Raw genomic sequence first — 22,795 nt, 5'->3', positions numbered from 1 at the left:
AGGTAATGAATCAAGGAAAACACTGGGTAACGCGCGGCGTCCTGATCTGCGCCGACTACCTGATGGCCTGGCGCAAAGGGTTGATGGTGCTGTTTGTCCTGACCACCCTGGGCCTGGGCTACAGTGCCACCCACACGCAACTGGACCCGGGCTTCAACAAACAGATTCCGGTGACCCATGCGTACATGGTCAACTTTCTCAAGTTCAGCCGCTACTTCACCGGCGCCAACCGGTTGTTGGTCAGCGTGCACTGGAAGGGCGAAGGCGACATCTATAACCCCGAGTACCTGGAGACCCTGCGCAAAGTCACAGACGATGTGTTTTTCATCTCCGGGGTCAGTCGTCCCAGCGTGACGTCGCTGTTTACCGCCAACGTGCGCTACATCGAAATCACCGAGGAAGGCTTCTTCGGTGACGTGGTGGTGCCACCGCGCTTCAGCGGCACCGCTGAAGACCTGGCGCAGGTACGCAGCAACACCGCGGCTTCCGGCCAGGTCGGGCGCCTGGTGGCCAATGACCTGAAGTCGGCGATGGTGCGTGCCGACCTGCAGGACACCGACCCGGTGACCGGCAAGCCGGTGTCCTATGTCGAGATCGCCAAGCGCCTGGAAGACATCCGCGCCAAGTACAACAGCGATGACATCGAGATCAACATCGTCGGCTTCGCCAAACTGGTGGGCGATGTTGTCGAAGGGCTCAATACGGTGATCGGCTTCTTTGTCATCGCTTTCGTGATCACCGGGTTGCTGCTGTGGCTGTATTCGCGTTCCCTGCGCCTGACCGTGGTGGCGCTGGTGGTGGCCTTGCTGCCGGTGGTCTGGCTGCTGGGCCTGTTGCCGTTGCTCGGGCTGGGCATTGATCCGATGTCGATCCTGGTGCCGTTCCTGATCTTCTCCATTGGCGTGTCCCATGCGGTGCAGATGACCAATGCCTGGAAACAGGATGTACTGGCCGGCAGCACCTCCCGGGAGGCGGCACACTCGGCGTTCTGCAAGATCTTCATCCCCGGCTCCCTGGCCTTGCTGATGAACGCCCTGGGCTTCGCGGTGATCATGCTGATCGATATTCCCATCGTTCACGAACTCGGGGTCACCGCGTGCATCGGTGTGATGTTGATGATCATCACCAACAAGCTGATGCTGCCGATCATCATTTCCTACCTGCGGCTGGAGCCCGGGCTGCTGCGCCGCGCGCAATCGCGGCCTGCGGGCAAGCACCGGCTGTGGTGGCGGCTGTCGGCGCTGGCCGAGCCCGGGCCGGCACTCGGTGTGTTTGCCATCAGCCTGTTGCTGCTGGTGGCCGGCGCTTACAAGGCACGTGACCTGGCCGTCGGCGATATCGGCGCAGGCGCGCCGGAACTGCGGGCCGATTCACGCTACAACCAGGACAACGCCAAGATCATCAGCAGCTATGCCATCGGGCTCGATGTGATGTCGGTGTTCGTTCAGGTCAAGGGCGTCGACGAAGGCTGCCTGTCACCGGCGGTGATGCGGGCGGTGGAAGCGTTCGATTTTCGCATGCGCACGGTGTCGGGGGTGCAGTCGATCCAGAGCGTGGCAGACATGGGCAAGCGGGTAATTGCCGGTAACAACGAAGGCAACCCGCGCTGGGCGGCGATTCCCGGTTCTGCCCGTGGCCTCAGCCAGGGTGCGCGGGCTTATATCCCGGACGATGGCCTGGTGACCGACGGCTGCCAGCAGATGCAGATCCTGGTGTTTCTGACCGACCACGAAGGCAGCACCGTCAGCCACGCGATAAGCGAGGCGAAGCGGATCATTGCCGAGGTCAACTCGCCGCAGGTGGAGTTCCTCCTGGCCGGCGGCAACGTCGGGGTGATGGCCGCGTCCAACGAAGCGGTGAAACGCGCTGAAGTCATCATGCTGGGTGCGCTGTTTGGCTCGGTAGCGCTGTTTTGCTGGCTGACGTTCCTGTCGATCCGCGCCGTGCTGTGCATTCTGGTGCCGCTGGCGATCGTTGCGATCCTCTGCAACGCGCTGATGACCCTGCTGGGGATCGGCCTGAAAGTCGCGACCTTGCCGGTGATGGCGCTGGGCGTAGGGGTAGGGGTCGACTACGGCATCTACCTGTACGAACGCATCCAGCATGAAATGCTGCGCGGCGCCAACCTGCGCGAAGCCTTCTACGAAGCCATGTGCCAGCGTGGCACGGCGGCGGTGTTCACGGCCGTGACCATGTCGATCGGCGTGTGCACCTGGGCGTTTGCACCGCTGAAGTTCCAGGCCGACATGGGGGTGTTGCTGTCGTTCATGTTCCTGGTCAACGTGCTGGGGGCTATTTTCCTCCTGCCGGCGCTGGCCGCCTGGTTCAACCGCGGGCGACCGCTGGTCAGCGAACGGGTACGTCAACCCGCCGCCGCACAGGGCCAGTTCCGGCTGAAAAACAGCCCGGCGTCGCGTGATACGAACCCGTAAAAAATAAACCCGCCGGGCCTATTGTGGACGGCGACAAGGATAGGGAAACTGATGCGCGAGCCCCCATACGGGGCTCGCGGGCACGTTGCAGTCAAGAGGGTGAACCCTGAGTTCGCCCCAGCCGAAATTATAAAAATAATAAGGGAAGGGCACCGTCCTTACCCGTGCGAGGAGAAGACTATGCAAGATGTTGTCTTGACCCACGAAGCCCTGGCGAACCTTGGCCTGGACCTTACCCGTTTCAACCAGCTGGTGGGCGAAGTCTACGACGGCGCCCTCGATCCGAAACTGATGGCCAAGGCCCTCAAAAGCTTCCTTACCCTTTACGACGCCAACTACGTCACCCTGATCCTGCGGGTGCCGGACCAGCCCGACGTCGGCCTGATGATCATGGCCGGCGATATCGAAGGCGCCGGCGACGTCAACTACATGACCTACCCGCGTACCAACACGCCGTTCGTCAACCAGCCGCTGGACCATGTTTTCACCGTTGATGACATCATGAGCTCCACCGAGTGGGAGCACAGCGCCTACTTCAAGGCATTCTGCGGCCCCAACGACGTTTACCACGTGATGGGCGCCGACGTTTCCACGCCGGACAGCGGCAAGGTCCGCTTCCGTATCACCCGCCCGAAACGCTCCCCCGGTTTTTCCGCCGACGAACGGGCTTTGTGCGCGATGTTCCTGCCGCACCTGCGTCGGGCCTTGCAGTTGCACAACTTGCTGGACCGCAGCGAATCGCTGAGCGAATTGTATTCCCAGGCGATCGGCCGCTTGTCGGTGGCCACGCTGGTCCTCGACGAAAGCGGCAGCGTGCTGCAGGTCAACCCGGTGGCCCAGGAAATCCTCGCCCGTTCAGACGGTTTGAAACTGGTGGGCGGGCGCCTGGAAGCGACGTACCCGAGCGACAACCGCGAGCTGCAACGCCTGATTCGTGGCGCGTTCTCGCCGGATGCGCCGAAAAGCGCCGAGGCCATGTCGGTGACCCGGCCTTCCGGCCTGGTCAACCTTGGTGTGGTGGTGGAGTCGATCCCGTCCCTGGACTGGGCCGAGGAGAAGGGCCAGCCGGCGGCGCTGGTGTACATCCGCGACGCTGAGAGCAAATCACTGGCCAACGAAGTGGTGACCAAGCAGTTGTTCAACCTGACCAAGGCCGAGACCGCACTGGCCATGGAGCTGACCAACGGCCTGTCCCTGGAAGAAGCCGCCGAAGTGTTGAACATCCGGCGCAACACCGCCCGTGCCCACTTGCGCTCGATCTTCTCCAAGACTGGCGTGCGGCGCCAGACCGAGCTGGTGCGCATCCTGCTCAACAGCGTGGTGGCGTTGGGAAAACCCAAGTTGGCGTTGAAAGCCGCCGAGAAAATCAAAGTACCACCGCTGAAGCTGGCCGTGACCGCCTGAGTTACACCGCCGCTGGCGCCTGCAGGCGACGCGCATTTTTAGTCCGCATAGACGATGCCCCCGGGTGATCGGCCTATCGATACTGGCTGGACCTATCACGGAGAACCACTATGCCTATTACAGCCATCACCGGTAGCGCCTCGGGAATCGGTGCTGCCGTCAGCGCCGCCATGCGCGCAGCCGGCCACCAGGTCATCGGTATTGATCGCAGCAACGCTGAAGTGATCGCCGACCTGTCCACCTCTCAGGGGCGTGACGCGGCAATCGCCCAAGTGCTTGAGCAGAGCGGCGGGGTCCTCGACGGCCTGATTTGCTGCGCCGGAGTGGGTGTCACCGCGCCCAACTGCGGGCTGGTCCTGGCGGTCAACTATTTCGGCGTCAGTCAGCTGCTGAGCGGCCTGCATGACGCCCTGGCCAAAGGGCAACAGCCGGCGGCGCTGGTGATCGGTTCGGTAGCTGCGACGCACTCCGGGCCTGCCGGCCAGCCGATGGTCGAGATGATGCTCGCTGGCGACGAGGCGCAGGCGCTGGAACTGGCCAATACCCTCGGCGAGCCGCACGTCGCCTATGCCGCCTCAAAATTCGCCATCAGCCACCACGCCCGCAACCTGGCGGTGAGCTGGGGCAAGCAGGGCATTCGCCTGAACCTGGTGGCGCCGGGCGCAGTGGCTACGCCCTTGCACCAGGCCTCGCTGGACGACGAACGTTTCGGCAAGGCGACCCGCGAGTTCGTCGCACCGCTGGGCCGTTCCGGGCACCCGGATGAGATCGCCCGCGTGGTGGCGTTCCTGCAGTCGTCGCAGGCATCGTTTGTCCATGGCACCGTGGTGTTCGTCGACGGCGGCATGGATGCCATGGTTCGCCCCTCGCGCTTCTAATAAGGAACCCGCATGAACAAGGTGGCATTCATCACCGGCGCCAGCCGGGGGATTGGCCGCGAGGCGGCACTGGCGTTTGCCCGTGCCGGTTTCGACCTGGCAATCAGCGCCCGCACCCTCAACGAGGGCGAGCAGCACGAACATGCGTTACGCGACGCTACCGGGGCACCGCTGGCCGGCAGCCTCAACAGTACCGCCGAGGCTGTGCGTGAACTCGGTTGTCGGGTTTTCGTGGTGCCGATGGACCTGCTCGACAGCGCCTCGGCCTTTGACGCCTGCGAGGCGGTACTGGCCGAATACGGGCGCATCGACGTGCTGATCAACAACGCGATCTACCAGGGCAGCGATCTCAACGCCGGGTTCATGAGCCTGCAGGCGCAAACCCTGGAACGGATGTTCAAGGGCTACATTCTCACACCGTTCCTGTTGACCCGGGCGGTCACCGAGCACATGGTGGCGCGCGGTGGCGGCGTGGTGATCAATGTCACTTCCGGTGCCGGTGAAAGTGATCCACCGGTGGCGGCGGACAAGGGCGGCTGGGGCTATGCCTATGGCGCGGGCAAGGCGGCGGTATCGCGCTTGTCCGGGGTATTGGCCGCAGAGCTGGGCGACCTTGGCGTTCGCGCCTACACCCTCAATCCCGGGGTGGTCAGCACCGAGGCGCTCAAGGCCACCATCGGTGACAAAGGTGTGCTGGCCTTGCGTTCCGGTATCGCGCCACCGCATGTACCGGCGGCCGTGATGCTGTGGCTGGCCACCGCCGAACAGGCACCTTCGTTTCAACGCCGGACCATCGCCGCGCAGCCGTTTGCTCTGGAGCACGGCATCGTCGCTGACTGGCGCTGAACCTACCTTACCCTGTAGGAGCGAGGCTTGCCCGCGAACCTGACGCTGCGGTCTATCGGTCTAACCGCGTCATCGTTCTTCGCGGGCAAGTCGGAGCGCCGCCCGCTCGCTCCTACAGGGTATCGAGCGAGGTTGAACCGGCTTACGCCTGTTGGCGCTGGCGGGCGAGGGTCATCGCGGTATCTTCGATCATGTCTTCCTGACCGCCGACCATTCCACGCCGTCCCATCTCGACCAGGATCTCCCGCGCCGACACGCCGTACTTCTTCTCGGCACGCTTGGCGAACAGCAGGAACGAACCATAGACCCCGGCGTAACCCATGGTCAGTGCATCACGGTCGCTGCGAATCGGGAAGTCCATGATCGGCACCACCAGGTCTTCAGCGACATCCTGGATGCCGAACACGCTGACACCGGTGTCGATGCCCATGCGGTCGCACACCGCCACCAGCACTTCCATCGGTGTGTTGCCGGCACCGGCACCCAGGCCTGCGCAGGCGGCATCGATACGGTTGGCGCCGGCAGCAATCGCGGCGATGGAGTTGGACACGCCCATCGACAGGTTGTGGTGGCCGTGGAAACCGATCTCGGTTTCCGGCTTGAGCGCTGCGCGCATCGCCGCGACACGGGCACTGACGTCATGGGGCAGCAGGTAGCCCGCCGAATCGGTCAGGTAGATGCAGTTGGCACCGTAGCTTTCCATCAGCAAGCCCTGCTTGACCAGGCCTTCAGGGCTGTTCATGTGCGCCATCATCAGGAAGCCGACGGTGTCCATGCCCAGGCCGCGGGCGTGGGAGATGTGCTGCTCGCTGACGTCGGCCTCGGTGCAATGGGTGGCCACGCGAATGGTGTTGACCCCCAGCTCATGGGCCATCTTCAGGTGATCGACGGTGCCGATACCGGGCAGCAGCAAGGCCGAGACCTTGGCCTTTTTCATCAGCGGGATCACCGCCGACAGGTACTCCTCGTCGGTGTGGGCCGGAAAGCCGTAGTTCACCGAGCTGCCACCGAGGCCGTCGCCATGGGTGACCTCGATCAGCGGCACGCCGGCAGCATCGAGGCCGCAGGCGATGTCTTTCATCTGTTGCAGGCTGATCTGGTGACGCTTGGGGTGCATGCCGTCGCGCAGGCACATGTCGTGAACGGTGATGTTTTTGCCGCGAAGATCCATGGTCGTCTCCTTATGCGTGGGCGGTTTGGGCAGTGGCTTGCAGCACCAGCTCACCCTTGAGGATTTCCTCGGCGAACATCTCGGCGGTGCGCGCTGCAGCCGCGGTCATGATGTCGAGGTTGCCGGCGTACTTGGGCAGGTAGTCGCCCAGGCCTTCGACTTCCATGAAGATCGATACCCGGTTGCCGTCGAACACCGGGCCATTGACCAGCTTGTAGCCGGGTACGTAACGCTGCACTTGCTTGATCATCGCCTCGATCGCGGCCGTGATTGCGACCTGGTCGGGCTCGCTGGCGGTAAGGCAATGCACGGTGTCGCGCATGATCAGCGGCGGCTCGGCGGGGTTGATGATGATGATCGCCTTGCCTTTTTTGGCGCCGCCGACCTTTTCCACCGCACTGGAGGTGGTTCGGGTGAATTCGTCGATGTTCTTGCGGGTGCCGGGGCCGACCGATTTCGACGCGGCGGTGGCAATGATTTCGGCGTAGTCCACCGGCTGCACACTGGAAACCGCGGCTACCAGCGGAATGGTGGCCTGGCCACCGCAAGTGACCATGTTGACGTTCATCACGCCCAGGCCCAGTTGCGCCTTGAGGTTGACCGGCGGCACGCAGTACGGGCCGATGGCCGCCGGGGTCAGGTCGATCATCAACACGCCCAGGGCGTTGAGCTTGAGTGAGTTCTGCGCGTGCACATAGGCCGAGGTGGCGTCGAAAGCGATCTGGATCTGGTCTTCGACAACGTGTGGCAGCAGGCCGTCAACGCCGTCGGCGGTGGTTTTCAGGCCCAGTTCGCGGGCCCGTGCCAAGCCTTCGGAGGTGGCGTCGATGCCGACCATCCACACCGGCTCCAGCACCTCGCTGCGCATCAGTTTGTACAGCAGGTCGGTGCCGATGTTGCCCGGCCCGATCAGCGCGCATTTGATCTTGTTGCTCATGGTCTTTGGCTCCAGGGGAGGGAGGAGGGGGTCAAGGGACAAAGCGCAGGCTGGTTTCGCCCAGCCCGCTCATGGACAGGCTGATGCGGTCGCCGGCGACCACAGGCACCAGCGGCGCGAGGGCGCCCGAGAGAATGATTTCGCCGCGGCGAAAGGGAATGCCCAGCTCGCCCAGGGTGTTGGCCAGCCAGGCCACGGCCGCGCACGGGTGGCCTTGCACCGCCGAACCGAGGCCCGAGCCCGCCGGCTGATCGTTTTTCAGCAGTTGCATGTGCACCGCTGCCAGGTCCAGAGAGCGTGGGTCGATGCGTTGGCTGCCGAGGGCGAACACGCCGCAGGAGGCGTTGTCGGCCACGGTGTCCTGGATGCGGATCTGCCAGTCGTCGATGCGCGAATCGACGATCTCGAAGCACGGCGCCACCGATTGTGTGGCGGCCAGCACGTCGTCGGCGCTGATGCCCGGGCCTTGCAGGTCTTCACCGAGGATAAAGGCGATCTCGCCTTCGGCCCGCGGCTGGATCAGGTTGTAGCGGGCCAGGCTGACGTCGCTGCCATCCGCCACTTGCATGGCATCGGTGAGGAAGCCGAAGTCCGGTTGGTGGACGTCGAGCATCTCTTGCACGGCGCGGCTGGTAACGCCGATTTTCTTGCCGATCACCCGCTCGCCGAGGGCTTCGCGGCGGTGCAGGAACTTCAGGGAAATCTGATAGGCCTGCTGCAGGGTGATCTGCGGGTAGCGACGGGTCAGCGGCGCGAGTGTCTGGCGGTTGCGCAGGGCATTGAACAGCTCGTCACCGAGCGCGTGGATCAGTTGGGCGTCCATGGCGAAGGCTCCAGAGGGTAGGAAGTAAAAAAGCCCGTCCCGAGAGCAACAGGAACGGGCTCAGAAGAGTGGGTTCAGCCGGGCCAGACCGACGAGTCGGCGCCACCATCGACATCGATGATCTTGCCGGTGACCCAGGCCGAAGCAGGGCTGGCCAGGTACAGGGCAGCGGCGGCGATGTCTTCCGGGGTGCCGAGGCATTTCAGCGGGGTATTGGCTTCCATGGCCTGGCGCATGGCGGCCGGCATCACGCCGTTCAACGCCTCGGTCAGGGGCGGGCCGGGGGCGACGGCGTTGACCCGGATCTGCGGCGCAAAGTCTTGCGCCAGCAGGCGGGTCAGGTGGCTGAGGGCGGCCTTGGCCGTGCCGTAGGCGCTGAAGTGGCGCTGGGCATAACGTGCCGCCACCGAGCTGATGTTGATGATGTTGCCGCCACCGGCGTCGCGCATCAGCGGCACGCACAACTGGCAGAAGGCGTAGGTGGTGGCGACGTTGAAGTTGAGCATCTGGGCGAACTGCTCGGGCGTCAGCGTCAGCGGGTCATTCGGTCCGCCGCCGCCGACGTTGTTGACCAGGTGGGTGATGCGGCCCATGTGCTCGACGCTTTGCCGTACCAGGGCCTGGCGCTGCGTATCGTCGTTGACGTCACAGGTGATGGCCAGCGCGCGCCGGCCCAGGCTGCGGACTTCTTCGGCCACGGCTTGTACATCTTCCAGCGAGCGTGCCGAGCACACCACATCGGCACCGGCTTCGGCATACGCCAGGGCAATGGCGCGACCGATACCCCGGCCGCTGCCGGTGACGATGGCGACGCTGCCGTCCAGTTGGAAACGCTGCAAAATACTCATGGGCCCTTGCTCCGTGGGGTCGACTATGGATGTGTTCACTATCGCTGCGGTGGCGGGGCAGGGCATCGTCTCAACGGACTAAGGCCTGCTTCCGCCTGTAGGAGCGAGGCTTGCCCGCGAAGAACGACAATGCGGTGAAACAGGCAAACCGCAGTGCCCCTTCGCCGGCAAGCCTGGCTCCTACAGGTACGTTGTTGAACGATTACACCCCTAGTCCGCTTTGACGATGAAGGATTGCTCGCTCGATCCGATGATCCATCACAACTGGCGCAGTGGCGCAGTGAGATCGGGAGAATTGAGTGATGCACAGCATGCGAGAAAAGACCCAGGACGAATGTGATCTGCTTGAACGTGCACGCCGTTTGGTGCCGGCACTCAAAGCACGCACGGCGCAGGCCGACAAGGACTTGAAGGTGCCGGACGAAAGCGTTGCCGAGCTGCAGTCGGCAGGCTTGTTGCGGGCCTTGCAGCCACGCGCCTTCGGTGGTTATGAAGTGGACCCGCGGACCTTCTTCGAAATCCAGACCATCCTCGCCGAGGGCTGCATGTCCACCGCCTGGATCTACGGCGTGATGGGGGTTCACCCCTGGCAGCTGGCGCGTTATCCGATCGAAGCCCAGCGTGAAGTTTGGGCGGACGACCACAGTGCGCTGATCTGCTCGACCTATATGCCGGCCGCCAAGGTCACAGTGGTCGAAGGTGGCTACCGCATCAGCGGGCGCTGGGGCTTCTCCAGCGGCAGCGAGCACTGCCAGTGGATCTTCCTCGGCGGCATCATTCCGCCTGATGGTGACATGGCCGCCGAGCACGGCACTTTCCTGCTGCCGCGCAGCGACTACCAGATCGAACGCAACTGGGACGTGCTGGGCCTGCGCGGCACCGGCAGCCATGACATCGTGGTCGAGGATGTATTCGTCCCGGCTCATCGTGTGCAGCGCACCAACAACTGCACCCTCGAAGCGACGCCGGGCCGCCTGGTCAACACCAACCCGATCTACGCGATCCCGTTCGCCCAGGTGTTCTCCCGTGCGGTCTCGACCTCGGCGATCGGCGCCCTGCAAGGTGCGATCAACGAGTTCCGCGACAATGCCGCCAAGCACATCGGCAAGCACGGTGCCCGCACCGCTGACGATCCGGTGGCGCAAACCGCGGTGGCCGAAGCGATGATCACTGTCGACGGCCTGCGCCTGGTGCTGGAGCGCAACTACGAGCACCTGATGAGCCTGGCCCGTGCCGGCGAATACCCGGACACCGAAACCCGCCTGTTGTATCGCTACCAGTCGGCCTACGTAACCAACATCTGCGCCGAACGGGTCAACGACCTGCTGCGCAGCATGGCCGCCTCGGGGCTGTACAACACCAACCCGGTGGCGCGGCTGTTCCGCGACCTGCATCAGGCGCGCGGGCACATCGCCAACAACTACATGGCCTACGGGCGCAGCTACGGCGCAGTGATGCTCGGCCTGCCGAACCCGGACCCCTACGTCTGAGGCTGTAGCAGCCGTTTCGATACCCCTGGGTTTGCACCTGCCCGTGGAACGCGGGCAGGTGGTCATGAGTACCTGACCTATGAACAATTATCTTGCCCTGCGCGTGGCACAAGTGATCGAGGAAACCGCCGATGCGCGGTCTCTGGTGTTCGACGTGCCTGAGCACCTGAGCGAACGCTTTCGCTACCAACCCGGCCAGTTCCTGACCCTGCGTGTGCCTTTCGAGGGCGGCTGGTTGCCACGTTGTTATTCACTGTCCAGTACACCGTTGCTGGATGAACCGTTGCGGGTAACGGTCAAGCGCGTGCATCAGGGGCGCGCGTCGAACTGGCTGTGCGGCGAGTTGCAGGCCGGCCAGACCCTGGAAGTACTGGCACCGGCCGGGGTGTTCGTGCCGCGCAACCTGGACAGCGACTTGCTGCTGTTCGGCGGCGGCAGCGGGGTGACGCCGGTGCTGTCGATCCTGCGTTCGGCGTTGCTGGCAGGCAGCGGCCGGATCTTGCTGATCTACGCCAACCGTGATGAAGCCTCGGTGATCTTCAAGGATGAGCTCAAGGCCCTGGCCAGTGCGCATCCGCAACGCCTGCAGATCGTCCATTGGCTCGACTCGGTGCAGGGCGTGCCGAGTGTCGGGCAACTGGCCGAGCTGGCGCGGCCCTTCATCGATGCCCAGGCGTTCATCTGTGGCCCGGGGCCGTTCATGGATGCGGTGGTCAGCGCGCTCGGCGCGCTGGGCATGCCGGACGCCCGGGTGCATGTCGAGCGCTTCGTCTCGCTGCCCGGCGAAGGTGAGCTGCCGCTGGTGTCCAGCAGCGAGGCGGCAGTGGCCGCGCAATTGGCGGTGCGCCTGGATGGCGAGGACTACCAGCTGGCCTGTGACAGCGGTGAAACCGTGCTGGCGGCCATGGAGCGTGCCGGTCTCAACCCGCCCGCCGCCTGCCGTGTCGGTGGCTGCGCCTCGTGCATGTGCAAGCTGGAAAGCGGTGATGTCGAGCTGCTGCACAACGATGCCCTGGACGCGGGCGATCTCGCCGAAGGCTGGATTCTGGCCTGCCAGGCCGTGCCCACCAGCGCGCAATTGCATATCCGCTTTCCCGAATGACGTTTCCGAATGAAGCCGAGCCAGAGCCTACGATGAATCAGAGCCTGAACCCTGCCGCGCCGTTGAGCGCAGCCCCAGCCACCCTGGCCCAGTTGGTCTTTAGCAGTGCCGAACGCTTTGCCGGGCGCATTGCCATCGAGGAAGACGGCCAGCACATCGACTACGCGCAGTTACCCGAGCGCGTCATGGCGTTCGCCAGTGGCCTGATGGCCCTGGGTATCCAGGCCGGCGACCGGGTCGGTGTCTGGGCGCCGAACAGCGCCGAGTGGATCCTCGCGGCGCTGGGCATTCAATGCGCCGGCGCGGTGCTGGTGCCGATCAACACGCGGATGAAGGGCCCCGAGGCCGCCGATGTGCTGGAGCGCAGCGGCTGCCGTGTGTTGTTCGTGCAGCAGCGCTTTCTCGAGGTGGACTACCCGGCGTTGCTCGCGCCGTATCGGCCGGCCAGCCTCGAACACCTGGTCATTATCGATGGCGACACGCCGGAGCAACCTGCGGACCTGACGCTTGCGCGGTTCTTGCAGGGGGCGGCGACCATCGACAGCGAAAGTGCCAAACGCCGTGCGCTGGCCGTCGAGCCCGGGGCCATGTGCGACCTGTTGTTCACCTCCGGTACCACCGGCAAACCCAAGGGCGTGATGAGCGGCCATGGCCAGAACCTGCGGGCGTTCAGCGAGTACGTCAAGATCCTTGGCCTGGTGCCGGGCGACCGCTACCTGATCGTCAACCCGTTCTTCCACGCGTTCGGCTACAAGGCCGGGTGGCTGACCTGCCTGATTGCTGGCGCGACCATTTTGCCCCACGCAGTGTTCGACGCCGAAGCGGTGTTCCAGCGCATTGCCCGCGAGCGCATCAGCGTTCTGCCCGGCGCGCCGACCCTGTACCTGTCGCTGTTGGCCCACCCGCAACTCAAGCAGACCGACCTGTCGAGCCTGCGTATCGCCGTGACCGGCTCGGCGAGCATTCCGCCCAGCCTGATCGAGCGCATGCGCAATGAACTGGGCTTTAGCGTGGTCACCACCGCCTATGGCCTGACCGAATGCGGCGGGCTGGCGACCATCTGTGACCCGCAGGACTCGGCGCAAGTGATTGCCGGTACCAGCGGCCGGCCGATTGCCGGTACCGAAGTGAGCATCCGCGACCCGCACAACCAGGTGCTGGGCGCGGGGCAGACCGGCGAGATCTGCCTGCGCGGCTTTCACATCATGCAGGGCTATTTCCAGAACCCGCAAGCGACCCGCGAAACCATCGACGCCGACGGCTGGCTGCATACCGGCGACGTCGGGCGTCTGGACGAGGCGGGCAACCTGATCATCACCGACCGGTTGAAGGACATGTTCATCGTCGGCGGCTTCAACTGCTACCCGGCCGAGATCGAAGCCGCACTGATCAAACACCCGGCGATTGCCCAGGTGGCGGTGATCGGCATCGCCGATGAGCGCATGGGCGAGGTCGGCTGCGCCTGCGTGGTGCTGCGCGACGGTGAAGCGCTGGACGCGGCGCAACTGATCGCCTGGAGCCGTGAGCAAATGGCCAATTACAAGGTGCCGCGCCAGGTGCGCTTTCTCAGGGCCTTGCCCTTGAACCCGTCGAGCAAAGTGGCAAAGAACGAACTGCGCGCGCTGGTGGCCGACAGCGCGCCGGCATGAGGCCCGCACAGCCGGGCAAATGGATTTTTCAACGCTGTGGCGACCCAAGCAAAAACAACAACAAAAAGGAGAGGAGCATGTTTACGCGAAACACGGTTGCGCGCTATCCGGGGAGCAGGCGTTGCCTGCTGGCAACGGCGATCACCGTCGCCAGCGCCACGGTCAGCGCCGCGCCGACTATCGAGCTGGGGGAAAACACCACGCTGGACTCGTCGCTGACGGTCAACTACACCGCCTCGATGCGGACCGCCAAGCAGGCCAGCCAATACCTCAACGACCCCAACAACGACGACGGCACGCGCAACTTCAAGCGCGGCTCCCTGATCAACAACCGCCTGAGCCTGTTCGGTGAACTGCAACTCAAGCACGACAACCTCGGGGCGGTGTTGCGCGGCAGTGATTTCTACGACGATGTCTACCACCAGCGTAACGACAACGACTCACCGGAGACGGTGAACAAGGTCGGGCACAACGATGGTTTCAGCGACGAAACCCGCCGCCTGAGCGGCAACACCGCGCGCCTGCTCGACGCCTATGTGTATGGCAACTTCGATGTCGGCGAAACCCAGTACTTGTCGCTCAAGGCCGGGCGTCACCTGGTGGCCTGGGGCGAGAGCCTGTTCTGGCCCAACATCAGCCAGGGCCAGGCGCCAGTGGATGCCACCAAGTTCAACGTGCCGGGTACCGAGGCCAAGGACTCGTACCTGCCGGTGGGGCAGGTGTCGGCGTCGTGGTCGCTGAATGAAGACCTGGCCTTTGTCGGTTACTACCAGTACGAGTGGGAAAAAACCCAGCTCAACCCCGTGGGTGACTACTTCGGCAGCGACACCTTCGGCCCCGGCGCCGAGTTTTTCCGCCTCGGCAGTGGCGTGATCGACAGCCTGCCCAACGGCGCAGCGGTCAGCTATGCCGGTGAGAAAGATGCCAAGGACAGCGGCCAGTGGGGCCTGGGCGTGCGCTACCGGATCACCGAGAACACCGAGGTGGGGCTGTTCCACTACCGCTACAACGAGCGCATCGGCTCGCTGTTCTTCGACTTCTCCGGCACCACCCAGTACTCGTCGCTCAAGAGCATTGGCCACAAAGGCGAACCGCTGACCTACCGCCTGGGCTACTTCGAAGACGTCGAACTCACCGGTATCAGCTTCAGCTCGAAGATCGGCGACTCGGTGCAGTATGCCGGTGACCTCAGCTACCGCGATGGCGCCTCGGTCTACCTGAACAACGGCGCGCCGACCACCGGGCAGATCTGGCAGGGCAACCTCAACGCCTCGTACATCCTCGGCCCGAGCTTCCTGGCGCAGCAGACCACGTTCATGGGCGAAGTGGTGCATCAGCACATCGAGGGTGTCGACAGCCTGACGATCACCGGCGGCGGGCCTGGCGTGGACGGCACCTTCGACACCTTCGAGTCGAAAACCCAGACCCGCGGCTCGACCCTGCTGGGCATAGGCGCCTACATGGATTACCCGTCGATTGCCACCGGCCTGGACCTGAGCACCAAGGTGGTGTGGACGCAGAACGTCGACGGCAGCGCCTACCAGGGCCTGGGCCGCGACGAGAAGCGCCTGACCGTGGGTGGCGACTTCAAGTACCTGGGCAACTTCCAGATCGGCATGACCTATGTCGCTTACCTGAGCTCACCGGATGTCGCCCAGGGCCGGCTGCTGGCCGACCGCGACTACCTGTCGCTCAACGCCAAATACACCTTCTGATGACCCCGGCTGCGTCGCGCCAACGCGTCGCAGCCTTCGCTTGTAGCCTGATAACAACAAAGAGAGGCATGTCATGAACCCTCGTCCGACCCCGTCACCGTTCAGTCCGATTGCGATTGGCCCGCTGACCCTGAAAAACCGCTTTATCAAGTCCGCCACCAACGAGGGCATGAGTGCTGGCGGCGTGCCTTCCAAGCAACTGGTCAAGCTGCACTCGGCGCTGGTTGCCGGTGGCACTGCATTGACCACCGTGGCTTACTGCGCGGTGAGCAGCGATGGCCGCACCTTGCCCAACCAACTGACCCTGAGCCAGTCCAGCCTGCCGCACTTCAAGGCCCTGACCGATGGCGTGCACGCAGCCGGTGGCCTGGCCAGCGCACAGATCACCCACGGCGGCTGCTTTACCTTTATTCGCGAGCGCTCGACCAAGCGGCCGCTGTCGGCCAGCGGCGGCTTCAACAAGATCGGCATGATGAGCGGCATGTTCCTCAAGCAGGCGATGACCGAAGCTGACATGCAACAAGTGGTGCGCGATTTCGCCCAGGGCGCGCGCCTGGCGCGTCAGGCAGGCTTCGACGCGGTGGAAATCCACATGGGCCATGGCTACCTGCTCAGCCAGTTCATTTCACCGATGTACAACAAACGTCGCGACCAGTACGGCGGCAGCCTGGAAAACCGCCTGCGCTTTCCGCGCCGGGTACTGCGGGCGGTGCTGGATGCAGTCGGCCAGGACATGGCGGTGATCTGCAAATACAGCGTCACCGAAGGCGTGCGCGCCGGTAACAGCGCCGAAGACGGGGCGAAGATCGCGCGCATGCTCGAGGAAGAGGGGGCTCACCTGCTGGTGCTCAGCGCGGGGATGAACGCCGAGTCGATCACTACCATGTTCGGCTCCTCGTTCCCCAAGGAAAACCGCGTGCAGCAGAAGAACAAGATCATCGCCCTGGCGATGGCCATTCAGCGCCGCAAAGAGCCGACCGTGGAGTTCCGTGAGCTGTACCTGCTTGAACATGCGCGCAAGGTGCGTGCTGCAGTGAACATGCCGTTGGCTTACCTGGGCGGTGCCAAGAGCCTGGCGAGCATCGAAAAGATCATGGCCGAGGGCTTCGACCTGGTGGCGATGGGGCGGGTGTTGCTGGCTGAAAACGACTACGTCAACAAGCTTGAAAGCGGCGCCAGTCGCGACTCCATCTGCACCGCCTGCAACCGCTGCGTGGCGATGATGTATACCCCGGGGGGTACTTCGTGCGTGTTGGGCAAGCCGGGTGATGCGCAATTGAACAGCCAGAAGGCGGCAGATCGCTAACCACACAATAAACAAATACACCACAACCCCTGTGGGAGCGGGCTTGCCCGCGATAGCGGTGGATCAGCTGACATCAATGTTGACTGTTCCGACGCATCGCGGGCAAGCCCGCTCCCACATGAACTGTGGTGATTGACGATCAACCGTTCTGCAGGAAGTCGATGCAGCTGCGGTTGAACAGTTCGCGGTGTTCCACCTGGACCCAGTGTCCGCAACGGTTGAGCACGATGAACCGGGCGTTCTGCGCGCCATCGATGATGCGCTGGGCGCCACTGACCGGGTTGAAGTGATCGTTGCTGCCCCAGAACCCGAGGATCGGGCACTGGATCTCGCCCAGGCGCGATTCCATGTTCTGCACCATCATCGTGCTGAACAGGTTCTTCGGCTGGGTCACCGCCACCGCGACCCGCTCCTGCAACAGGCTTTCCGGCAGGATCGAAGCGTCGAACAGTTGCAGGCTCATCATGCTGCGCATCTCGTCCATGCCGATCGGGCCGGCACTGAACAGGCTGACCATGCGCACGATGCCTTCCATCTTGAAGTAGGCCTCGCGCTCCTCGACACCGCCTGGTGCCAGCAGGATCAGGCTCTGTGGCAGGTCCGGCTGACGCAGGGCCAGGCCCAGGGCAATCGCGCCGCCCAGCGAGTTCCCCAGCAGGGTGCAGCGCTTGACGCCGATCGACTGCAGGAAGGTCGCCACGCATTCGACGAAGAAATCCAGGTTGTACTGCACGTCTTCGGGTTTGTCCGAGCGGCCGAAACCCGGCAGGTCAAGGACGATGTTGCGGTAGCCGGCCGCGACGAACTGCGGGTAGTTGCCCTTGAAATTGCTGAAACCACTGGCGCCCGGCCCGCTGCCGTGCAGCCACAGCACTACGGGGCCTGCGCCCTCATCGAGGTAATGCAGGCGCAAACCGTTGGGCAGCGTTGCGTAATGGCCGACGGGCAGGGGCAGGTCTACGGGTTGGTTCATGGGGTTCTCCATTTTTCTGCGGATTCATGACGCACAACCGCGTCAGGCGTGCCAGCGGTGTGAAGGGGAACGCTGCGCCTGACGGGGTGTGCTCCTCTGCATGCTGGGGCCGTGCGCCGCTGTCGGCATCGTCCGTTCAGACCACGGTGGGCGCGCTAGTCCCATCGGACGATGTGAGCCCGGGCACATGCCGCTAATCATTCAGGGGACGGCCCCTCTGCAAGGGCGGCGGGCCGCAGCTATTTGCACACTGGGAGAACGCAATGAAGTTACTCGATAAAGTGGCCTTCGTGACCGGCGCCGCGCAAGGCATGGGTCAGGCCATCGTGCGTGGTTTTGTCGCCGAAGGGGCGAAAGTGGTAGCGGTCGACCTCAATCAGGCGGCACTGGCCGAGAGCCTCGCCGACCTTGGCAGCAACGTCCTGGCCCTGGCCTGCAACGTCGGTGACGGCGCTTCCGTGGCCGATGCCATGGGCCAGGCCGAGGCGCATTTCGGCGGCCTCGACATTCTGGTCAACAACGCCGGTGTCGGCGGCCTCGACAGCTTCCTCGAAACCCCTGACGAAAGCTGGGCGCGGGTGATCGGCGTGAACCTGGGCGGCACCTTCCTGTGCTGTCGCGAGGGCGCCAAGCTGATGGTCAAGGGTGGGCGCCAGGGCGCGATCATCAACCTCTCCAGCACCGCCGCGCTGACCGGCGAGGGGCCTAGCCATTACTGCGCCTCGAAAGCCGGGGTGATGGGCCTGACCCGTTCGATCGCCCGCGAGCTGGCGGCCAGCGGTATCCGCGTCAACACCCTGGTACCGGGGCCGACCAACACGCCGATGATGGCGGGCATTCCTGACGAATACATGCAGGCGCTGCTGAAAAACGTCCCGTTGGGTCGCATGTGCGAAACCGACGAGATCGCCCGTGTCGCGGTATTCCTCGCCAGCGAAGACGCCAGCTTCATGACCGGCCAGAACATCGCGGTCAACGGCGGCATGGCCTTTATCTGATCGGAGCGTTACTGATGAGCAAGCGTTTACAGGGAAAAATCGCCTTTGTGACCGGTGCCGGCTCCGGCATTGGTGAAGCCACCGCCGTACGATTCGCCGAAGAGGGCGCCATCGTTGTCTTGTGCGGGCGCCGCGTGGAGCCGTTGCAAGGTGTGCAGGAAAAGATTCTGGGCTTCGGTGGCCAGGCTGAAATTGCCGTCGCCGATGTCAGCGACGAGCAGGCCTACGTCGGCGCACTGGAAGCCACCGCGCAGCGCCACGGCCGCCTGGACATTCTGGTCAACAACGCGATGGCCTACACCTGGGGTGGCATCGACACCATGAGCACCGCCGACTGGCACGCGAACTTCGCCACCACGGTCGATGGCACCTTCTTCGGCACCCGTACCGCCATGCGCCTGATGAAAGCCCAGGGTGGCGGCTCGATTGTCAACATCGCCTCGATCTGCGGCCTGTTCGGCACCGCATGGATGGCCGGCTACTCGGCGGCCAAGGCGGCGGTCATCAACTTCAGCCGCGCGGCGGCCAGTGAAGGCGCGCCCGACAACATTCGTTGCAACGTGATCATCCCTGGTGTGGTCGACACCCCGGCTACTGCCGGCATGCTCGGCGACAGCAAGGCCCGAACCAACACCGAGAAAGTCATCCCGATGAAACGGGTCGGCCTGCCGGTGGAACTGGCCAATGCCATCCTGTTCCTGGCCAGCGACGAAGCCTCGTATGTCACCGGCGCCAGCCTGGCGGTAGACGGTGGCCGCGGTTCCGACCTGTACACGGTGATGGAGTGATGGGCGTGGAATCCGCCGCGCTGCTTGAGCGCATCGACCGTCTTGAGTCGCTGGACGCCATCCGCCAGCTGGCTGGCAAGTATGCCCTGGCCCTGGACATGCGCGACATGGATGCCATGGCCAACTGCTTCGCCCCGGATGTGCGCGTGGGCCGTGACAAAAGCGGCCGGGCGCACCTCAAGGCGTGGCTGGACGAAACCATGCGCAAGCAGTTTCACGGCACTTCCCATCACCTGGGCCAGCACATCATCGAGTTCAGCGACGCCGATCATGCCACCGGTGTGGTGTATTCCAAGAACGAGCATGAGACGGGCCCGGAGTGGGTGATCATGCAGATGCTCTACTGGGACGACTACGAGCGGATCGACGGGCGTTGGTGCTTCCGCCGGCGCTTGCCGTGCTACTGGTATGCGACCGATCTGAACAAGCCACCGATTGGCGGCCTGAAGATGCGCTGGCCGGGGCGTGAGCCGTATGCCGGCACCTTCCACGAACTGTTCCCGTCCTGGGATGCGTTCTGGGCGCAACGGCCGGACAAGGATGCCTTGCCGCAGATCGCCGAACCGGCGCCGCTGGAAGGCTTCCTCGCCAACCTGCGTCGTGGGGCGGATGCCCCGAAGATCCGCGTTCGCTGATCTGTCTTTCGCGGGTAAACCCGCTCCCACAGGGGCGTGCATTGGCTGAGGCATGCACCTTACTGTGGGAGCGGATTTATCCGCGATGCCCGGCATAGCCGGGCCAGTTTCGCCTACACTAATCGCGGCTCGCGCGGCATACCCAGTGCCCGCTCGGCAATGATGTTGCGCTGAATCTCGTTACTGCCGCCATAAATCGTGTCGGAGCGGGTAAACAGGAACAGCGACTGCAAACGGTTCAGCTGATAGGGCGCCGCTTCGAGCACTTCCGCTTCGTCACCCAATACATCCATCGCCAGCTTGCCGAGGTCCGAGTGCCAGGTCGACCAGGCCAGCTTGTAGATCATCGCCTCGCGCTTGAGGCTGCCGTCCTGCGGCCCCGAGAGCATGCGCAGCGAGTTGTAGCGCAATACCTTGAGCCCGGACCACGCCTGCGCAATGCGCTGGCGCAGCAACGGGTCGCGTGCGGCGCCGTTGGCGCGGGCAATGCGGATGATTTCGTCGAGCTCGTTCTGAAACTGCATTTGCTGGCCCAGCGTCGACACCCCGCGTTCGAAGCCAAGCAGGGCCATGGCGATCTTCCAGCCGTCACCCGGCTTGCCGATCATGTTGTCAGCGTGAGTCACCGCCTGATCGAAAAACACTTCGTTGAACTCGCTGGTGCCGGTCAGTTGCTGGATCGGGTGCACGCGAATCTGCGCCTGGGCCATCGGCACCAGCAGGAACGACAGGCCATGATGCCCCTGGCTGCCGGGCTCGGTACGCGCCAGCACGAAACACCAATCGGCTTCGTGGGCCAGCGACGTCCAGACTTTCTGCCCGCTGATCAGCCAGTGTTCGCCGCTGTCATCAAGCCGTGCCCGGGTCTGTACGTTGGCCAGGTCAGAGCCCGCGCCAGGTTCGGAATAGCCCTGGCACCAGAACTCGCGACCCTCAAGGATGCCGGGCAACAGGCGCTGTTGCTGGGCCGGGGTGCCGAAGGCGGCCAGGGTCGGGCCGACCAGGCCTTCGCCGATGTGGCCCATGCGCCCGGGGCCGCCGGCGCGGGCGTATTCCTCGTGGAAAATCACCTGCTGGCAGATGCTCAGGCCGCGTCCGCCATGCTCCTTGGCCCAACCCAGGCCAATCCAGCCGCCTGCGGCCAGTTCACGCTCCCAGGCTTTGCGCTCCTCGGGAAAGCTGTGTTCGTCCCCTGGGCCGCCGCGAAAGCGTAGCGGGGCAAACTCGCCCTTCAGGTGGTCGGCCAACCAGTGGGCGACTTCGCCACGGAAAGCTTCGTCGGCAGTGCTGAATCCGATTTTCATGCGTCTTCTCCAAACAGGTGGGCCGCCAGGCGTTCACGGTGCAGCGCCGGGGTGCCGAGCAGTTGCTCGCTGGCGCGGGCGCGCTTGAAATACAGGTGCGGGTCGTATTCCCAGGTAAACCCCACGCCGCCATGCAACTGGATCGATTCGGCGGCGCAATGGAAAAGCGCTTCGCTGGCATGGATCTTTGCCGTGGCGGTGGCCATGGTCAGTTCGCTGGCGACTGTCACGTCGCCGTCCGGATCAAGGTGTTCCTGCACCACGCATGCCGCGTAATAAACCGCAGAACGGGCACATTCAACCTGCAGCATCATGTCGGCGCAGCGGTGCTTGATCGCCTGGAAGCTGGCGATGGTGCGGCTGAACTGCCGGCGTTCAGCGATGTAGGCCAGGGTCAGGTCGAGGGCTTGCTGCGCGCCGCCAGCCTGCTCGGCGGCAAGGCCGGCAGCGGCGATCTGCAGGCTGTCGCGCAACACCGCCCAGCCCTGGTCAGGGCCACACAGCAACTGCGCGTCGCTGACCACCACGTCGTGCAGTTCTACCCGGGCCAGGCGCCGGGTCTGGTCCAGGGTGGGCAGGGCAGTGCGTGCGATACCGGCGGTATCGGCGTCGAGTGCGAACAGGCTGATGCCCGATGTGCCTTCGCTGCCCGGGCTGCGTGCGGCGACGACCAGCAGGTCTGCCTGTGCGCCGTCGACGACCTGGGTGTAGACACCCTCAAGGACAAAGCCGCCAGCAGCGGGCCGGGCGATCGTGTGTACGCTGTGTGCGTCCCAGCCTTTACCGCTGGCAACCGCCAGCGTTGCCGTGGTTTCGCCAGCGGCAATCGCACTCAGCCAGCGCTCCTGCACCACCGGGTTGTCGCCCAGCAGCAGTGCGGGCGTGGCCAGGCAGGCGGTAGCAAACAGCGGTGAGCCGAGCAGAAAGCGGCCGCTCTGTTCCAGCAGGATTGCCAGTTCGACAAAGCCCAGGCCCATGCCGCCGAAACGTTCGGGGACCATCAGGGCCGGCCAGCACAGCTCCAGGCCGATACGTTGCCAGACCTCGGGGGCGTAACCGTCGGCGCGGCTCATGCTGGCGCGCACGGCCAGCGAATCGCTGGCGCTGGCGAGAAAGCGCTCGGCGCTGTCGCGAATCATCAGGTGTTCTTCGGTAAAAGCGAACTCCATGGGGTGGTCTCTGCAAGGCGGATGAATGCCGCAGTCTGGAATGCCGGGCGGGGTGCCTGAATCACTAAAACGGACTAGGGAACAGGAGTTCGCCCGGTTAACTGTGGGAGCTGGCGAAGCCTGCGATCGAGCGCGCAGCGGTCGCAGGTTGCTCAGCCAACTTCGCCCACGGGGCTGCTACGCAGCCCATCGCAGGCTACGCCAGCTTGTGTCTTCACATGCCTTTAAAATCAGAGGTGAGAGCGGTGGATGGCAGACTGATAGCCAGCAGTGCCCTAGAGCACGAGTAGGAGCATAGTCGCCATCCACCTCTCACTCTGGCCCGAA

The 22,795-nt window shown here is 64.1% G+C and carries 19 protein-coding genes; 12 read left to right on the top strand and 7 right to left on the bottom strand.

Translation table 11 applies throughout. The features are described from left to right. The first annotated feature begins 5 nt into the window (after window positions 1-5). The 4 genes from I5S59_RS20390 to I5S59_RS20375 all read left to right on the top strand — a co-directional run bounded on the left by I5S59_RS20390 (window position 6) and on the right by I5S59_RS20375 (window position 5,560). Window positions 6-2,432: an efflux RND transporter permease subunit gene (locus tag I5S59_RS20390; protein WP_197878197.1), complete on the top strand. Its 2,427-nt coding sequence runs from the start codon at window positions 6-8 to the stop codon at window positions 2,430-2,432. 180 nt (window positions 2,433-2,612) lie between these two features. Next, window positions 2,613-3,836 carry a helix-turn-helix transcriptional regulator gene (locus tag I5S59_RS20385; protein WP_197878196.1) on the top strand — a complete coding sequence of 408 codons (1,224 nt, stop codon included), beginning with the start codon at window positions 2,613-2,615 and terminating at the stop codon, window positions 3,834-3,836. A gap of 110 nt (window positions 3,837-3,946) precedes the next feature. Beyond that, window positions 3,947-4,714, top strand: a complete 768-nt coding sequence (locus I5S59_RS20380) for an SDR family oxidoreductase (protein WP_197878195.1) — start codon at window positions 3,947-3,949, stop codon at window positions 4,712-4,714. Between the two features lie 12 nt (window positions 4,715-4,726). Further along, on the top strand, window positions 4,727-5,560 hold the full coding sequence (locus tag I5S59_RS20375) for an SDR family NAD(P)-dependent oxidoreductase (RefSeq protein ID WP_197878194.1): 834 nt from the start codon (window positions 4,727-4,729) through the stop codon (window positions 5,558-5,560). Between the two features lie 142 nt (window positions 5,561-5,702). On the opposite strand, the gene dmpG is transcribed toward I5S59_RS20375, so the two are convergent. From dmpG to I5S59_RS20355, 4 genes are all read right to left on the bottom strand, one after another. Then, a complete protein-coding gene (gene dmpG / locus I5S59_RS20370; protein ID WP_128326343.1) occupies window positions 5,703-6,731 on the bottom strand; it encodes a 4-hydroxy-2-oxovalerate aldolase in 1,029 nt (342 codons plus the stop codon). Between the two features lie 10 nt (window positions 6,732-6,741). Next, window positions 6,742-7,668 carry an acetaldehyde dehydrogenase (acetylating) gene (locus I5S59_RS20365; RefSeq protein ID WP_197878193.1) on the bottom strand — a complete coding sequence of 309 codons (927 nt, stop codon included), beginning with the start codon at window positions 7,666-7,668 and terminating at the stop codon, window positions 6,742-6,744. Between the two features lie 31 nt (window positions 7,669-7,699). Beyond that, on the bottom strand, window positions 7,700-8,491 hold the full coding sequence (locus I5S59_RS20360; RefSeq protein ID WP_197878192.1) for a fumarylacetoacetate hydrolase family protein: 792 nt from the start codon (window positions 8,489-8,491) through the stop codon (window positions 7,700-7,702). Window positions 8,492-8,565: 74 nt separating this feature from the next. Continuing rightward, a complete protein-coding gene (locus I5S59_RS20355; protein WP_197878191.1) occupies window positions 8,566-9,339 on the bottom strand; it encodes a glucose 1-dehydrogenase in 774 nt (257 codons plus the stop codon). Between the two features lie 302 nt (window positions 9,340-9,641). On the opposite strand from I5S59_RS20355, the gene I5S59_RS20350 reads away from it, so the two are divergent. The 5 genes from I5S59_RS20350 to I5S59_RS20330 all read left to right on the top strand — a co-directional run bounded on the left by I5S59_RS20350 (window position 9,642) and on the right by I5S59_RS20330 (window position 16,601). Then, entirely contained in the window at window positions 9,642-10,829 is a 1,188-nt protein-coding gene (locus tag I5S59_RS20350) for an acyl-CoA dehydrogenase family protein (RefSeq protein WP_197878190.1), read from the top strand. A gap of 79 nt (window positions 10,830-10,908) precedes the next feature. After that, window positions 10,909-11,931, top strand: coding sequence for a ferredoxin--NADP reductase (locus I5S59_RS20345; RefSeq protein WP_197878189.1), 1,023 nt, complete (start codon window positions 10,909-10,911; stop codon window positions 11,929-11,931). 32 nt (window positions 11,932-11,963) lie between these two features. Further along, window positions 11,964-13,580: a FadD3 family acyl-CoA ligase gene (locus I5S59_RS20340; RefSeq protein ID WP_197878188.1), complete on the top strand. Its 1,617-nt coding sequence runs from the start codon at window positions 11,964-11,966 to the stop codon at window positions 13,578-13,580. Window positions 13,581-13,657: 77 nt separating this feature from the next. Next, entirely contained in the window at window positions 13,658-15,295 is a 1,638-nt protein-coding gene (locus I5S59_RS20335) for a DUF1302 domain-containing protein (protein ID WP_197878187.1), read from the top strand. Window positions 15,296-15,368: 73 nt separating this feature from the next. Then, window positions 15,369-16,601, top strand: coding sequence for an NADH:flavin oxidoreductase (locus I5S59_RS20330; protein ID WP_197878186.1), 1,233 nt, complete (start codon window positions 15,369-15,371; stop codon window positions 16,599-16,601). Between the two features lie 139 nt (window positions 16,602-16,740). On the opposite strand, the gene I5S59_RS20325 is transcribed toward I5S59_RS20330, so the two are convergent. Further along, a complete protein-coding gene (locus I5S59_RS20325; RefSeq protein ID WP_128326352.1) occupies window positions 16,741-17,574 on the bottom strand; it encodes an alpha/beta fold hydrolase in 834 nt (277 codons plus the stop codon). A 263-nt stretch (window positions 17,575-17,837) separates the two neighbouring features. On the opposite strand from I5S59_RS20325, the gene I5S59_RS20320 reads away from it, so the two are divergent. The 3 genes from I5S59_RS20320 to I5S59_RS20310 are packed head-to-tail and all read left to right on the top strand — an operon-like array spanning window position 17,838 to window position 19,995. Beyond that, window positions 17,838-18,572 carry an SDR family NAD(P)-dependent oxidoreductase gene (locus I5S59_RS20320; RefSeq protein WP_197878185.1) on the top strand — a complete coding sequence of 245 codons (735 nt, stop codon included), beginning with the start codon at window positions 17,838-17,840 and terminating at the stop codon, window positions 18,570-18,572. A gap of 14 nt (window positions 18,573-18,586) precedes the next feature. Further along, complete coding sequence (locus I5S59_RS20315) at window positions 18,587-19,360, top strand: SDR family NAD(P)-dependent oxidoreductase (protein ID WP_128326354.1); 774 nt, start codon at window positions 18,587-18,589, stop codon at window positions 19,358-19,360. 5 nt (window positions 19,361-19,365) lie between these two features. Continuing rightward, window positions 19,366-19,995, top strand: coding sequence for a nuclear transport factor 2 family protein (locus I5S59_RS20310; protein WP_197878246.1), 630 nt, complete (start codon window positions 19,366-19,368; stop codon window positions 19,993-19,995). 113 nt (window positions 19,996-20,108) lie between these two features. Here I5S59_RS20310 and I5S59_RS20305 read toward each other — a convergent pair whose 3' ends face one another. Then, a complete protein-coding gene (locus I5S59_RS20305) occupies window positions 20,109-21,299 on the bottom strand; it encodes an acyl-CoA dehydrogenase family protein (protein WP_197878184.1) in 1,191 nt (396 codons plus the stop codon). Beyond that, window positions 21,296-22,468: an acyl-CoA dehydrogenase family protein gene (locus I5S59_RS20300; RefSeq protein ID WP_197878183.1), complete on the bottom strand. Its 1,173-nt coding sequence runs from the start codon at window positions 22,466-22,468 to the stop codon at window positions 21,296-21,298. The genes I5S59_RS20305 and I5S59_RS20300 overlap by 4 nt, the downstream gene beginning before the upstream one ends. Window positions 22,469-22,795: the final 327 nt, after the last annotated feature.

Source organism: Pseudomonas alkylphenolica (genome assembly GCF_016009175.1).
In the GTDB taxonomy this organism is placed as follows: domain Bacteria; phylum Pseudomonadota; class Gammaproteobacteria; order Pseudomonadales; family Pseudomonadaceae; genus Aquipseudomonas; species Aquipseudomonas alkylphenolica_B.
The sequence above is the reverse complement of the archived record's forward strand: the minus strand, read 5'-3'. Positions and strand labels throughout refer to the sequence as shown.

Excerpts from the sequence above, each read along its gene's own strand:
- I5S59_RS20320 (WP_197878185.1), top strand. The coding sequence starts at position 17,838 with ATGAAGTTACTCGATAAAGTGGCCTTCGTGACCGGCGCCGCGCAAGGC.
- I5S59_RS20325 (WP_128326352.1), bottom strand. The coding sequence starts at position 17,574 with ATGAACCAACCCGTAGACCTGCCCCTGCCCGTCGGCCATTACGCAACG.
- I5S59_RS20385 (WP_197878196.1), top strand. The coding sequence starts at position 2,613 with ATGCAAGATGTTGTCTTGACCCACGAAGCCCTGGCGAACCTTGGCCTG.
- I5S59_RS20330 (WP_197878186.1), top strand. The coding sequence starts at position 15,369 with ATGAACCCTCGTCCGACCCCGTCACCGTTCAGTCCGATTGCGATTGGC.
- I5S59_RS20350 (WP_197878190.1), top strand. The coding sequence starts at position 9,642 with ATGCACAGCATGCGAGAAAAGACCCAGGACGAATGTGATCTGCTTGAA.
- I5S59_RS20375 (WP_197878194.1), top strand. The coding sequence starts at position 4,727 with ATGAACAAGGTGGCATTCATCACCGGCGCCAGCCGGGGGATTGGCCGC.
- I5S59_RS20315 (WP_128326354.1), top strand. The coding sequence starts at position 18,587 with ATGAGCAAGCGTTTACAGGGAAAAATCGCCTTTGTGACCGGTGCCGGC.
- I5S59_RS20380 (WP_197878195.1), top strand. The coding sequence starts at position 3,947 with ATGCCTATTACAGCCATCACCGGTAGCGCCTCGGGAATCGGTGCTGCC.
- I5S59_RS20390 (WP_197878197.1), top strand. The coding sequence starts at position 6 with ATGAATCAAGGAAAACACTGGGTAACGCGCGGCGTCCTGATCTGCGCC.
- dmpG (WP_128326343.1), bottom strand. The coding sequence starts at position 6,731 with ATGGATCTTCGCGGCAAAAACATCACCGTTCACGACATGTGCCTGCGC.
- I5S59_RS20360 (WP_197878192.1), bottom strand. The coding sequence starts at position 8,491 with ATGGACGCCCAACTGATCCACGCGCTCGGTGACGAGCTGTTCAATGCC.
- I5S59_RS20335 (WP_197878187.1), top strand. The coding sequence starts at position 13,658 with ATGTTTACGCGAAACACGGTTGCGCGCTATCCGGGGAGCAGGCGTTGC.
- I5S59_RS20345 (WP_197878189.1), top strand. The coding sequence starts at position 10,909 with ATGAACAATTATCTTGCCCTGCGCGTGGCACAAGTGATCGAGGAAACC.
- I5S59_RS20300 (WP_197878183.1), bottom strand. The coding sequence starts at position 22,468 with ATGGAGTTCGCTTTTACCGAAGAACACCTGATGATTCGCGACAGCGCC.
- I5S59_RS20355 (WP_197878191.1), bottom strand. The coding sequence starts at position 9,339 with ATGAGTATTTTGCAGCGTTTCCAACTGGACGGCAGCGTCGCCATCGTC.
- I5S59_RS20305 (WP_197878184.1), bottom strand. The coding sequence starts at position 21,299 with ATGAAAATCGGATTCAGCACTGCCGACGAAGCTTTCCGTGGCGAAGTC.
- I5S59_RS20340 (WP_197878188.1), top strand. The coding sequence starts at position 11,964 with ATGAATCAGAGCCTGAACCCTGCCGCGCCGTTGAGCGCAGCCCCAGCC.
- I5S59_RS20365 (WP_197878193.1), bottom strand. The coding sequence starts at position 7,668 with ATGAGCAACAAGATCAAATGCGCGCTGATCGGGCCGGGCAACATCGGC.